11 protein-coding genes are annotated in these 12,600 nt (G+C 73.1%); 8 read left to right on the top strand and 3 right to left on the bottom strand.

What is annotated here, in order from left to right; genetic code table 11:
• Positions 1 to 161: 161 nt before the first annotated feature.
• Positions 162 to 581: a hypothetical protein gene (locus tag AB0C73_RS34740; protein WP_362537714.1), complete on the bottom strand. Its 420-nt coding sequence runs from the start codon at positions 579 to 581 to the stop codon at positions 162 to 164.
• A 95-nt stretch (positions 582 to 676) separates the two neighbouring features.
• Between AB0C73_RS34740 and AB0C73_RS34735 the strand changes: the two genes are divergently transcribed.
• From AB0C73_RS34735 to AB0C73_RS34720, 4 genes are all read left to right on the top strand, one after another.
• Positions 677 to 1,516 (top strand): helix-turn-helix transcriptional regulator, encoded by an 840-nt coding sequence (locus tag AB0C73_RS34735; protein WP_362537713.1) that lies wholly within the window; start codon positions 677 to 679, stop codon positions 1,514 to 1,516.
• On the top strand, positions 1,513 to 1,719 hold the full coding sequence (locus AB0C73_RS34730) for a DUF397 domain-containing protein (protein ID WP_362537711.1): 207 nt from the start codon (positions 1,513 to 1,515) through the stop codon (positions 1,717 to 1,719). The genes AB0C73_RS34735 and AB0C73_RS34730 overlap by 4 nt, the downstream gene beginning before the upstream one ends.
• Positions 1,720 to 1,754: 35 nt before the next feature.
• The gene (locus tag AB0C73_RS34725) at positions 1,755 to 2,069 is read left to right on the top strand and encodes a hypothetical protein (protein WP_362537709.1); all 315 of its coding nucleotides are present in this window, start codon (positions 1,755 to 1,757) and stop codon (positions 2,067 to 2,069) included.
• Positions 2,070 to 2,160: 91 nt separating this feature from the next.
• Entirely contained in the window at positions 2,161 to 4,365 is a 2,205-nt protein-coding gene (locus AB0C73_RS34720) for a VCBS repeat-containing protein (protein ID WP_362537707.1), read from the top strand.
• A gap of 73 nt (positions 4,366 to 4,438) precedes the next feature.
• On the opposite strand, the gene AB0C73_RS34715 is transcribed toward AB0C73_RS34720, so the two are convergent.
• Complete coding sequence (locus AB0C73_RS34715) at positions 4,439 to 5,545, bottom strand: mechanosensitive ion channel family protein (RefSeq protein ID WP_362537705.1); 1,107 nt, start codon at positions 5,543 to 5,545, stop codon at positions 4,439 to 4,441.
• A gap of 227 nt (positions 5,546 to 5,772) precedes the next feature.
• Here AB0C73_RS34715 and AB0C73_RS34710 point away from each other — a divergent pair, with 227 nt between their 5' ends.
• Entirely contained in the window at positions 5,773 to 6,336 is a 564-nt protein-coding gene (locus tag AB0C73_RS34710) for an HNH endonuclease (protein WP_362537703.1), read from the top strand.
• A gap of 49 nt (positions 6,337 to 6,385) precedes the next feature.
• Here AB0C73_RS34710 and AB0C73_RS34705 read toward each other — a convergent pair whose 3' ends face one another.
• Entirely contained in the window at positions 6,386 to 9,523 is a 3,138-nt protein-coding gene (locus tag AB0C73_RS34705) for a beta-N-acetylglucosaminidase domain-containing protein (RefSeq protein WP_362537701.1), read from the bottom strand.
• Positions 9,524 to 9,731: 208 nt separating this feature from the next.
• Between AB0C73_RS34705 and AB0C73_RS34700 the strand changes: the two genes are divergently transcribed.
• Genes AB0C73_RS34700 through AB0C73_RS34690 form a run of 3 tightly spaced genes read left to right on the top strand, consistent with a single transcriptional unit; the run spans position 9,732 to position 12,467 of the window.
• Positions 9,732 to 10,028 (top strand): hypothetical protein, encoded by a 297-nt coding sequence (locus AB0C73_RS34700; protein WP_362537699.1) that lies wholly within the window; start codon positions 9,732 to 9,734, stop codon positions 10,026 to 10,028.
• A 1-nt stretch (position 10,029) separates the two neighbouring features.
• Positions 10,030 to 12,216 carry a 4-alpha-glucanotransferase gene (gene malQ / locus AB0C73_RS34695; RefSeq protein ID WP_362537698.1) on the top strand — a complete coding sequence of 729 codons (2,187 nt, stop codon included), beginning with the start codon at positions 10,030 to 10,032 and terminating at the stop codon, positions 12,214 to 12,216.
• A 20-nt stretch (positions 12,217 to 12,236) separates the two neighbouring features.
• On the top strand, positions 12,237 to 12,467 hold the full coding sequence (locus AB0C73_RS34690) for a hypothetical protein (RefSeq protein WP_362537697.1): 231 nt from the start codon (positions 12,237 to 12,239) through the stop codon (positions 12,465 to 12,467).
• Positions 12,468 to 12,600 lie beyond the last annotated feature (133 nt).

The raw sequence follows: 12,600 nt of genomic DNA, 5'->3' as shown, positions 1-12,600 counted from the left end.
CGGGATGAGGAATTGGAAGGGCCCTCGCGCTCGGCGAGGGCCCGTATCGGGTCAGCCGGCCGCGTCGACCCTGGCGATCCACCCGCGCGTGAACGCGGTGATCTCCTCCGCGCTCATCCGCAGCTCCCGCCCCTGCCCCCCCCGGGCGGTCTTGCCGGACATCACCGGGGGACGGGGAGCTCCTTGATCGTCATCTTGGGCGGGCTGTGCGGGTGGTTGCGGATCTCCACCACGCAGTCCACGGCCGCCGATTCGTCCCGCTGCGGACCCACCCCCATGTAGTGGTCGAACCACAGCGCGAGCGCCGCGCAGGACGGGCAGTTCGGGGCCGGCTCGGGTCGGGGGCGGAGGCCGTGGTCGGCGGAGAGGGCGAGTGCGGGGGTCGTGAGGACCCGGATGCGTTTCCGCTCGTCCTCCGTGGGCGGGCGTACGTGCGCCGGCTCGACGGTCCACTCGATCCCGCCGCCCGGCGGGCGCAGGTAGAGGGTGCCACCGTCGTGGGCGGTGACTTCGCCGGGGCGGGGCGTTCCGTTGCTGGTGTCCACGACGAACGAGCCGAGTTTCGGTGGGGGTTCGGGCATGGTCGTGCCTCTCTGTAGCGGATCCACTACCAGGGGTCGTCAGCGTGGCGTAGAGTCGGACTTCTCTTCAACTGGGCAGACCCGAAGGAAGAGTTGTGGTCAATCGCAAGGAGTTACGCCCGGAGGACAGCCCGCGCGCGGCTTACGGTGCACATCTGCGCAGGCTGCGGGAGCGCCGGAGCTGGACCCAGGAGGATCTGGCCGGGCGGACGAGCTATTCCAGTCAGCACATTTCCGCGGTGGAAACTGCTCGCAAACCGCCGACCCTCCAGTTCTCGCGAGAGGTTGATCAGGTCTTTGGGACGACCGGAACGGCGGACTCGCTGGAACGCCTTTGGAGCGAGATGCGATACGCCAACCTGCTGGAGGGCTTCCCGGAATACGTCGCCTACGAGGGGTGCGCCGTCGAGATCCGCTCGTTCCACCTCGGGATCATTCCCGGGCTGTTGCAGACGCCGGAGTACGCGCAGGCGCTCGCCAACGGAGATGTGCGGCGCGGCTCCATCACTCAACAACAGGCGGACGAACGCGTCGCGTTCCTCATGGAGCGTCAAGCAGCACTGGTGAGGGACCGCCCACCCATGCTGCTCGTGGTGATGGATGAAAGCTGTATTCGTCGCGTCGTTGGCGGCTCCGATGTCATGGGCGCGCAGTTGGAGCGACTGCTCGCCTTCGCTGCGCTGCCGAACAGTGTGCTTCAGGTGGCACCGTTCGCGATGGGTGAGCGCCGCTCGTTCGACCTGCCGGTCAATCTGCTCACGCTGAGGGACCGCTCCATGATCGCGTACGCCGAGTCCCATGCGCAGGGGCTTGTGGAGCGCGAGAGCACCGCGGTGCTCTCGATCCTGACGGCTTACCATCAACTCCAGGCGGAATGCCTCTCCCAGGCAGATTCCGTGGCCGTGGTCGAGCAGGTACGAAAGGGCATGTCATGACGACCGAGTCCCCCCGTTGGTACAAGTCCTCCTACAGCTCCAACGGCGGCGAGTGCATCGAGGTCGCCACCAACCTCGCCGCCTCCCACCACACCGTCCCCGTCCGCGACTCCAAGCGCACCGACGGCCCCGTCCTCGGACTCTCCGCCTCTGCCTTCTCCACCTTCGTCGCGAGCGTCAAGGACGGTCGGCTCGGCCGCTGACAAGCGGCCGCGCACTGCGTGGTTCACTCCTGGGCATGACCGATCACTGCTGCGAGACGATGACCAGGCTCGTGAACACGCGTTGCGACCAACACGACGACCCGTTCGTCTGCCCGGACGCGGTGGTCCGTTTCAGCGCCAAGTTCCAAGAGTACGGGCTGATCGTCCATGACGGCGGCACGTCGACGATCGGCATCGACTTCTGCCCGTGGTGCGGACGGCGTCTGCCTGAGTCGCAGCGGGACCGCTGGTTCGAGGAGTTGGAGCGCCTCGGGATCGATCCGTGGGAGGACGACGTCCCCGCCGAGTTCGAGGACGACCGCTGGCTGGCCGCCGCGCGGCAGGAGTAAAACTTCGAACGGGCGTGCAACCTCTCCTTGCGGTCGTGAGTCTGATGTGGCGCACCGATGGTGTGCCTGGTCAGACTGAGGAGAACCCACTTTGTCCCACGCACGTCCTGCCCGTCGCCGGCTCGCCGCGGCCGTCGTCACCGTGCTCGCCGTCACCGTCGGCGCGAGCGGGCTGACCGCCCCGGCGATCGCCGCCCCCGCCGCCGAGGGCACGACGGGAGCGGATGCCGGCGCGACAAACGTCCCTCTCTTGCCCCAGAACAGCGGCATGTACGGCGTGGGCGACACGGGCTACCTGGTCATGGTCCGGACCATGACCTCCACGAGCTACTCCTGGCTTCCGAAGGACGGCTCGGCCGCGAGGGAGGTGATGGATGGGGCCTACAGCGTCGACTACACCGGCTCGGGCGACCTCGTCGCCGCCAACTGGCCCAGCGTGTCGAACATCACCGACATGGGGACCGGACGGGAGGTGCTCTCGGTAGGGCGGAGCGGCGACGAACGCTACGCGGGAGCGGCGGGCAAGGCACTGTTCTTCTCGGTGCACGGCTCGAGTGGCGACACCCTGACCATGCACGCCATGGGGTCGGAGAGCAAGAAGGTCGTCGGCCTGCCGGTGAACGCCTTCGACATCCACGTCAGGCCCGGCACGGCCGAGCACGCGCGGGTGAACTATACGACCCGCTCGGACACGGGAGTCGAGGCGCCCATGGTGGCCACGCTCGACCTCGCCACCGGCACGGTCGCCGAGTCGTACCGTGGCCACGTGTGGGGCGAATACGCGCTCTCGCCGACGCACCTCGCCTGGGTCGAGTACGGCGCCGACGACATCGCCACGGTGGTGACCGTCGACCGCGCCACCAAGGAGATCCGGAGGACGGTGGTCGGGAAGGCCCCGCGGCACGACCTCGACCTCGGTCTGATCGGCGACTGGGTCACGTACGGCACGCGCAGAGGCCTCTGGGACCGCGAGAAGAACCCGCTGAACGCCCTGACCGCGCGCAGCCTGAAGGACGGCACCACCACCCACAAGGTCCTCGACCACACCTTCAGGAACGTCGTCGCCTCCGACGGCGCCCTTGTCGTGACGGGTGGCACCGTCGAGCAGGGGGTGGGCGTCTACCGGATAGTCCAGGGTGCCGACGGGCTCCCGACCACCACGCTCGTCGCGAGCAGCGGCGCGCCCACCAAGGTCACCCTGCTGGGCTCCAAGGTCCCCGCCGTGGTCGACCTCGACCGGAACGGGGGCCGGGCGAAGCTGGAGTGGACACTGTCGCGGTCCAACGTGATCGCCACGGTCACCCTGCGCCACGTCCGCACGGGCAAGGTCTCCCGTACGACTGTGGAGATGGTCGACGAGTTCCTGAGCCTCGACTGGGACGGAGTCCTCAACGGCGGCAGGTCCGAGAGCGCCTACAACGGCGACTACACCTGGGAGATCGACGCCGAGCCGATGAACGGCATCGGTCCGAACCTGGTCGCCTCCGGTACGTTCAAGGTCGTCCGCAAGGCCGCGCCGCACGACTTCAACGACAACGGCTCCCCGGACGTGCTGATGCGCGACAGCAAGGGCGGGCTGTGGCGCGTGGACACCGTCTACGCCCCCTCCTACCCTGTATTGGAGAACGGGGAGCACAAGCTCGTCGGCACCGGCTGGAACATCTACAACCAGATCGAGGCCGCCGGGAACATCGGCGGAGCCGCCCACGCGGACCTCATCGCCCGTGACAAGGACGGTGTCCTGTGGCACTTCCTGGGCAAGGGCGACGGGACTTTCACGGGCCGCTACAAGATCGCCTCGGGCATGGGCGGTTACAACAAGCTCGCCGCCGGCAGCGATCTGAACGGTGACGGCAAGGCCGACCTCGTCGCCACCGACGCCGCCGGGGTCATGTGGCTCTACAAGGGCACCGGCAGCTGGAGCTCGCCGTACAAGCCCCGTGTGAAGATCGGCACGGGCTGGAACGGTTACAACCAGATCACCGCCACCGGCAACTTCGCCGGCGGCGCCGCCGGCGACCTCGTCGCCCGCGACTCGTCCGGTGTCCTGTGGCTCTACCTCGGCAAGGGCGACGGCACCTTCGCCCCGCGCATCAGGATCGGCGCCGGCTGGGGCGAGTTCAGCCACATCGTCGGCATCGGCGACGCCGACCGCGACGGCCACCCGGACCTGTACGTGGCCCACGCCAGGGAAACCGTCGCGTACCTGTACAGGGGCACGGGCAGCTGGAGGGCCCCGTTCGCCCAGCCCGAGTACACCCCCGTGCCCAACAACTGGCCCACCTTCATCGCCTGATCCGACGGAACGCGAAGGGGCGCCCCGCCATCCTCGGCCGGGCGCCCCTTCGTCGTACAGAAACCGAAGAGCCCTACTTGCTCAGGTCCGGCTTTGGCAGCGGCGTCGCCGCCGCCGACTGGGGGGAGGCGGGGGAGGCGAAGGCCGAGGGGGCGGACATGGCGGCGGTGGGGTCGGCGGGCTTGGGCTCGTCGGCCTGGGGCGGGATGCCGCCGACGATGCGGATGCCCGCCGCGTCCAGGGCGCGCTTGATGCGCCAGCGCAGCTCGCGTTCGACGCCGAGCTTCTTGCCGGGCATGGTCTTGGCGGAGACGCGGACGGTCATGGAGTCGAGCAGGACCTCGGTCAGGCCCAGGACCTCGACCGGGCCCCAGAGGCGCTCGTTCCAGGGCTCGTCCTTGGACATGGACTCGGCGGCCCCGGTGATGATCTCGCGGACCTTGTCCAGGTCCTCCGTCGGGCGGACCGTGACGTCGACGGCGGCCGTGGCCCAGCCCTGGCTGAGGTTGCCGATCCGCTTGATCTCGCCGTTGCGGACGTACCAGATCTCGCCGTCGATGCCGCGCAGCTTGGTGACCCGCAGGCCCACCTCGACGACCTCGCCGGAGGCGACGCCCGCGTCGACGGAGTCGCCCACGCCGTACTGGTCCTCGAGGATCATGAAGACGCCGGAGAGGAAGTCCGTGACGAGATTGCGGGCGCCGAAACCGATCGCGACACCGGCCACACCCGCCGAGGCGAGCAGCGGCGCCAGGTCGATCTTGAAGGCGCCGAGGATCATCAGGCCGGCCGTGCCCAGGATCAGGAACGAGGCCACGGAGCGCAGCACCGAGCCGATCGCCTCCGAGCGCTGGCGGCGCCGCTCGGCGTTGACGAGCAGGCCGCCGAGGGCGGTGCCCTCCACCGCCTGTGCCGAGCGGTTCATGCGGTCTATCAGCTTGGTCAGCGCCTTGCGGACCAGCATCCGCAGGGTCAGCGCGACGACCAGGATGAGGACGATCTTCAGGCCGGTGTTCAGCCAGGTGGACCAGTTCTGCTCCACCCAGCCCGCGGCGTTCGTCGCCTTCTCGGCCGCCTCGTCCAGCGTCACCGGTACTTGCGTCGGATCGTCGGCGGCTCGCAGGGCGGACCAGGACAGGGGCGGCACGAGGGGACCTCCAGGCAGGCGTTCGCGAATCATCCACACTAGCGGCGGCCGGGGGGTGCCTCCGGCGCCGCGGGCGCGCGTGTGTACCGGGAAAGACGGCCCACCAGGCGGGTAAGACTCCCGTGGAGCGGCCGATGTGGTCGAGAACACCTCAGGACCATTACGTATACGTGGTGGCGCACCGGCCCGCCATGAGGAGAGACTGGTGGCAGTTTCGTCCCGGCGCGAGCCACGCGCCGCCGGCGTCATAGGAGGCATCCGTGCCGCATGTCCTGGTCCTCAACGCGTCGTACGAGCCGCTCGGCGTCGTACCGCTCCGCCGCGCGCTCGTCCTCGTCCTGGAGAACAAGGCACTCTGCCTGGAGGAGACCGGCGCCTTCCTGCACAGCGAGAGCCGTGTCGTCGCCGCGCCCAGTGTGGTGCGGCTGAAGCGGTTCGTGCGGGTCCCCTACCGGGGGCCCGTTCCCTTGACCCGCAGAGCCCTGTTCGCCCGCGACGGCGGGCGCTGCGTGTACTGCGGTGGCGTCGCAACCAGCGTCGACCACGTCGTTCCGCGCAGCCGCGGGGGGACGCACGCCTGGGACAACGTGGTGGCGGCCTGCCGCCGCTGCAACCACGTCAAGGCCGACCGGCACCTGCGCGAGCTGGGCTGGCGGCTGCACCACCAACCCGCGCCGCCGACCGGTCTCGCCTGGCGGATCATCGGCACCGGCCACCGTGACCCACGCTGGCTGCCGTACCTCCAGCCGTACGGCGCGGACGACGCCCTGGCCCGGATCGACTCCGTCGCCACCGCCCCACAGGGGGCCGTGACGACAGGTTGAGCCGGGCCTTTCGCGTACCGGGCCCTTCCCGTACGAGAGGCGGCCAGGTCTACGGGGAGTCGGGCGCCGTGCCGTCCGGCTCCCCCTCCGGCGCGCCCGCGCCGGCCGGCTCGCCCGAAGCCGGGGCCACCGCGTACGTCTCCACCGACCACAGCGAGTACCCGTACTCCGTCGCCCGCGCATCGCCCTGTATCCGCAGGAACCGCGTGTCCGCCGCGTCCATGCGTACCGACTCCCGCCCGCCCCGGCCGTCGCGCACGGTGGCGGCGGTACGCCACACCCGCCCGTCCGCGGACACCTGCACGCGGTAGCGGGAGGCGTAGGCGTCCTGCCAGTGCAGCACCACCTGCCCTATCCGGGCCGGCTCGGCCAGCTCCACCTGCCACCACGCCCCGTCCTCCAGGGACGAGGACCAGCGGGTCGCCGGATCGCCGTCGACGGCGAGCGCGGCGGGGAAGTCGGGCGTCTCGTCGCCGGAGGACGAGGCCGTGGCGGTACGGGCCAGGTCGGGGCCTGCGGTACGCGGGAAGGCCCGCACCGTGAGGACCTGCCGCTCGCCCGCGAAGGACACCGGGACGGTGTACGAGCCGGAGGGCACACCGGGCGCCACCGACACCTCCAGGGGCACGGTGGCCGTCGTGCCGCGCGGCACCACGGCCTCCTCGGGCAGGCGCACGGTGATGCCCTTGGGCGCCTGGGCGGTCAGCGGACCGCGCACCTCGGCGGCCCGCCGCCCCTCCAGGGTGACCTCGACCCGCTGGGCGGGGCCGCCGATCTCCGCGTCGGTCTCGGTACGGGAGAGGGCGAGGCCGGCCCGCGGCTCGTCCGCGAACCACGGCACGAGCGACCGCACCCGTGGCGGCGCGCCCGCGCCGGTCCACACGATCCGCAGCGCCTCGGCCCGCAGTCCCTTCAGGTCCGCCTGGGTCCAGCCGGACGCGGCGAGCGGGCCGATCCGCCGCCAGCCCTCGCCCGGCACGTACGCCTCCAGGAAGCCCGTGCCGACCGTGCCGACCGTGTCGGCGGAGTCCCCGGCCGGGTCGGTCATCACGGTCAGCGTCTCCACCGGCCGGGAACGGTCGAGCCGGACGGTGTACGTGTCGCCGGAGGCCACGCCCCCGGCCGCCCCGCCGTCCCGCGTCGGCTCACCGGTGCGCGACGGCGCCCGGTCGGCGCCCGTCCAGGCCGCGGACTCGGCGGCGGCCCGGTCGAGGAAGGCGTCCAGGACGCCCTTGCCGACCGTCACCCGCCCGGCTCCGCCGCCCGCTCCCGCTCCCGCCCCGGTTCCCGCTCCTGCTCCCGCTCCCGCCCCGGTTCCCGTTCCCGCCCCGGCGCCGGTGCGCAGCCCGGCCCGCTTCCGTTCGAGCTCCAGCTGGGCCCGCCAGGCCCCGGCCCCGTCGCCGCGCGCCTGGGCGAGCAGCATGTCGACGGCGGTCTCGCCGGCCGCGCCGTACCGCGCGAGCCGGTCGAGCCACGGCCCGGCCTCGGCGCCCAGGGCGCCGTCCGCCGTGCCCTTCAGACGCTCCGGCGCCTGCCGCATCACGGTGAACGCGGCGCGCAGCTCGCGCCCCGCCTTCTCCCGTGCCGCCGGGTTCCCGTCGGCGCGGGCGGCCCAGAAGGCGGCGGCGAGCGGCTTCAGATAGGCGGACTCGGCGTCCGGGGCGAGGATCGAGGAGGCACCGTTCCCGGCGAGCGCGCCCAGCGCCTCGCGGGCGGCCGGGTCGGGGCCCGCCAGCTCGTCGACGGCGGCCCGCCAGGACTCCTGCGGCCGGTAGCCCTTGGGGTTCCAGGCGAAGTCGGCGGCCGTGAACAGCGGCACCCGGGAGGCCGCGGCCTGCTCCATCGCGTTGGCGAGGAAGGCGGCCGAGCCGACGGCGACGGCGGGCTCCCGGCCGGTCGCGGGGCCGAGGAACAGGCGGTCCTGGGCGTAGTCGTTGACCGGGTAGTTGTCCATGGTGACCAGCGGGTGCCGCAGCGCGTCCCGGGCCCCGGCCAGCTCACGGCCGGTGATGGTGCGCGGTACGGCCCCGACGCCGGTCCAGGCCACCTCGACGTACCGGTCGAGGGTGCGGGCCAGGGCGCTGCGGTAGTCGGTGGCGCCGTCCTGGTAGTACTCGGTCGGCATCAGCGACAGCGGCGCCGCGCCCGGATACCGCCGGGCGAGATGCGCGGAGACGGCGTTCGCCACGCGCGCGTGCGCCCGGGCGGCGGCCTCCGGGCCGCTGCCGAAGGCGTCGGCGTCCTCGTCGCAGCTCCACTCGCTGTAGCTGACGTCCTGGAACTGGAGCTGGAAGGCGCGCACCCCGAGCGCCCACATGGCGTCGATCTTCTTCGTGAGCGCGGTGACGTCCTCGTCCGAGGACAGGCACATGGCCTGGGCGGGGGCGACGGCCCAGGCGAGGGTCACATGGTTGGCGGTGGCGCGGGCGGCGAGCTCGCGGAGGGCGGCCCGCTCGGCGGCCGGGTACGGCTCGCGCCACAGCGCGCGGCGGTAGGGGTCGTCACCGGGGGCGTACAGATAGCGGTTCTGCTTGGTGCGGCCCATGAAGTCGATCTGGGCGAGCCGTTCGGAGGGCGTCCAGGGCTGCCCGTAGAAGCCCTCGGTGAGGCCGCGGACGGCCGTGCCCGGCCAGTCGCGCACGACGACCCCCGGGACCGTCGCCTGCGGGCCCACGAGCTGACGGAGGGTCTGCACGGCGTGGAAGAGACCGTCCTCGCCGGCGCCGTCGACGACGACGGTGTCCCGGCCCGCCAGGCGGCCGGTGGCGAGCCGATAGCCGCCGTCCGGCAGATCGCCCCGCTCGGGCACCTTCAGGGCGCGCAGCGCCGCGTCCGTCTCCACGCTGTCGCCGAACCGGATCACCGGTCCGCGCCCGGGCAGCGCCTCGTGCACCGTGCGCACCCCGGCGGCCCGCAGCAGCGCGCGCAGGGCGCCGACGGCGTACGCGTCGGCGTCGGGCGCGGCGAGCAGCGTCACCTCGGTGCCGAGCGGTACGGCCTCGCCGGCGGGGGCGATCGACTGGGGGCGGGGCCAGACCGGGGGGACCGTGGCGGGCAGCCGGTCGGGGGTGGTGACGGGGGAGACCGGGGCGGCCTGGGCGACGCCCGGCAGGACTCCGCCGAGGAGCCCGCCGATGACCGCCGCGGCGACGGCGGTCGCGGTCCGCTTCCTGCGTCCGAGGGGCACCCGGTGCTCCTTCCCTCCCGGTGATCGCGATCGACGGGTCACGATCGACGGCGATCGTCGGTCGCGATCGATGGTCACGATGGGATGACGAGCCCACCACCCGGGCCGACGGAGTGTCAATGCGACGGGGCGAACTGTCCCGTTTGCCGGGTGCGGTTTCGGCGAGGTGGCGCGCTTTCGCCACATCCCGCCGGTAAAACGGGGAACGGTGGGTAGAGCTCCCCCTGCTGTCTTACCTGTCGAGACGAAACCGGGAGATCCCGTGACCGCGACCGACCACCCCTGCAAACGGATACGGATTCCGAGGCAGGGCGCGCCGCTCACCAGTGCGCCGCTCACCGGCGAGCCGTACACCGGCGTACCGGCCGGACCGCTCACCAGCGAACCGCCGCTCGCCGACACCGCGCCGCTCACCAGCGAACCGCCCCTCATCGAGGCCGCCCCCCTGACCAGCGAACCCACCGCCCGCGCCACCGCGGGCGGTTCGGAGTCCCCCGGAGTGTGACGTGACCCTGGCCCGTCTCGCCGCCCTGCACGGCGTTGCCACCGAGTACGCCCCGTCCGAGGGCGTCACGGTCACCGTGCCCGAGACCACCGTGGTGGCGGTGCTGCGCGCCCTCGGGGTGGACGCCTCGGGACCGGAGGCGGTCGCCGCCGCCCTCGACGCGGCGGAACGGGCCGCCCGGGAGCGCCTGCTGCCGCCCACGGTGGTGATCTGGCAGGAAGACGAGGAGGGAGCCGGGGAGACGGGCGGAGGGACCGCGCCGCGCGGGCCCAGGCCGCCCCGCGGCCTGCCCGCCGGCACCCGGCTCACCGTCACCACGGAGGCCGGCCGGACCGTCACCGGCGCCGACTGGCGCGGACTGCCGACCGGGGTGCACCGGCTGCGTGCCGAGGCCCCGGACGGGCGCCGCTCCACCAGCACCCTGATCGTGGCCCCCGCGCGCGTGCCGGAGCCGGTGAGGGGATCCGATGGGCAGGAGGGGCAAGGGGGGCGGGCCTTCGGCCTGCTCGTCCAGCTCTACTCGCTGCTCTCGTCCCGCTCCTGGGGCATGGGCGACCTCGGCGACCTGCGCGAGCTCGCCGACTGGGCGGGCCGCACCCACGGCGCCGGCTTCGTGCAGGTCAACCCGCTGCACGCGGCGGTGCCCGGGGCGCCCACCGACCCCTCCCCGTACCGCCCGTCCTCCCGCCGTTTCCCCGACCCGGTGCATCTGCGGATCGAGGACGTCCCCGAGTACGCGTACGTGCACGAGCGCGCGTCCGCGGACCCGGCCCGCCGCGAGGAGCTCGACCGGATCCTCGCCGACGCCGCCGAACTGCGCGAACGGGTGCTCGGCAAGGGCGCGCTGATCGACCGGGACGCGGTCTGGGAGGTCAAGCGGCGCGCCCTGGAGCTGGTGCACGCCGTGGAGCTCGGGCCCGGCCGCCGGGCCGACTACCGCGACTTCCTGGCCGAGCGCGGCCGGGCCCTGGAGGACCACGCCACCTACCAGGCGCTCGCCGAACGGCACGGCCACCACTGGCGCCGCTGGCCGGCGGAGCTGCGCGACCCGCGCACGGCCGCGGCGGCGGTCCGTGCCGACGCCGTACTCGCCGCCCGGGTCGACTTCCACTGCCGGCTCGCCTGGCTGACGGACCGGCAGCTCGCCGCGGCGGCCGCCACCGCGCGCCGCGCCGGGATGCCGGTCGGGATCGTCCACGACCTGGCCGTGGGCGTGCACCCGGACGGCTCCGACGCCTGGGCGCAGCAACAGGTCTTCGCCGCCGGGATGTCGGTCGGCGCCCCGCCCGACGCCTTCAACTCCCGCGGCCAGGACTGGGGCCTGCCGCCGTGGCGCCCGGACGCGCTCGCCGCCGAGGGCTACGCCCCGTACCGCGGCCTGCTGCGCGAACTGCTGCGGCACGCGGGCGCGCTGCGGATCGACCACGTCATGGGCCTGTTCCGGCTGTGGTGGGTGCCGGAGGGCGGCGAGCCGACCGAGGGCACGTACGTCCGTTACGACTCCGAGGCGATGCTCGCGGTCCTGGTCCTGGAGGCCCACCGGGCGGGCGCGGCGGTGGTCGGCGAGGACCTGGGCACGGTCGAGCCGGGGGTGCGGGAGACGCTCGCCCGGCGCGGGGTGCTCGGCACCTCGGTGCTGTGGTTCGAGCGGGACTGGGCGGGCGGCGGGCGCCCCCTCGCTCCGGAGGAGTGGCGGGCCGGCTGTGTGGCCACAGTGACCACCCATGACCTGCCGTCCACCGCCGCGCGCCTGTCCGGCTCCCATGTGACGCTCCGCCACCGGCTCGGGCTGCTGGGCGGAGAGCTGGAGCGCGAGCGGGCCCGGGACGCGGCGGAGACCTCGGAGTGGCTGGGGCTGCTCCAGCGGCTCGGCCTCCTGCCGGAGGGGCCGGGCGGCGAGCCGGCCGAGATCCGGGCCTTCCACCGCTTCCTGACGGCCACGCCCGCCCGGCTCGTCGGGGTGTGGCTGCCGGACACGGTGGGGGACCGGCGGCCGCAGAACCTGCCGGGCACCTGGGACCAGTACCCCAACTGGCGGCTTCCGGTGGCGGGGCCCGACGGCCAGCCCCTCTCGCTGGAGGAGGTGGCCGCCTCGCCCCGCGCGCACGACCTGCTGCGAACGGTCGCGGAGGCGCTCGCGGGGGGCGCGCGTGCCCGTACGGCACCCCCGGGCGCGCGGGCCGTTTAGGTGTTCGCTACTTTTGCACCGTGGACAAGAAGAACGCCCTGCGCGCCGGCGCCGTCGCGGCCGGTACGACGCTGATGATGCTGCTCATGTCGTCCCCCGCGCTCGCGCTGACCCGCGACGACGGTGACGACCCCGCTCCCGAGCTGGGCGTGGCCCAGACCCTCGGCCTGTATGTGGCCCTGCCGATCGTGCTGTTCCTGGTCATCACCGGCCTGGTCATGGTGCTCGACAAGTCCAAGAAGAAGGCCTAGGCCTCACTCGTACCAGACGACGAGGGCGCCGCGCGGGTACGTCGTACCCGCGCCGGGCCCCCCCGGGGCGGCTCGGGGGGGGGGGGGGGCGGGCACGGCGGGGGGGCGGGGATGCCGGCGCGCGACCCCCCCC

Origin of the sequence: Streptomyces sp. NPDC048623 (assembly GCF_040650755.1) — a bacterium.
Lineage (GTDB): Bacteria > Actinomycetota > Actinomycetes > Streptomycetales > Streptomycetaceae > Streptomyces.
The sequence above is the reverse complement of the archived record's forward strand: the minus strand, read 5'-3'. Positions and strand labels throughout refer to the sequence as shown.

Coding starts and splice junctions, on each gene's coding strand:
- AB0C73_RS34740 (WP_362537714.1), bottom strand. CDS start 581: ATGCCCGAACCCCCACCGAAACTCGGCTCGTTCGTCGTGGACACCAGC.
- AB0C73_RS34730 (WP_362537711.1), top strand. CDS start 1,513: ATGACGACCGAGTCCCCCCGTTGGTACAAGTCCTCCTACAGCTCCAAC.
- AB0C73_RS34725 (WP_362537709.1), top strand. CDS start 1,755: ATGACCGATCACTGCTGCGAGACGATGACCAGGCTCGTGAACACGCGT.
- AB0C73_RS34715 (WP_362537705.1), bottom strand. CDS start 5,545: ATGATTCGCGAACGCCTGCCTGGAGGTCCCCTCGTGCCGCCCCTGTCC.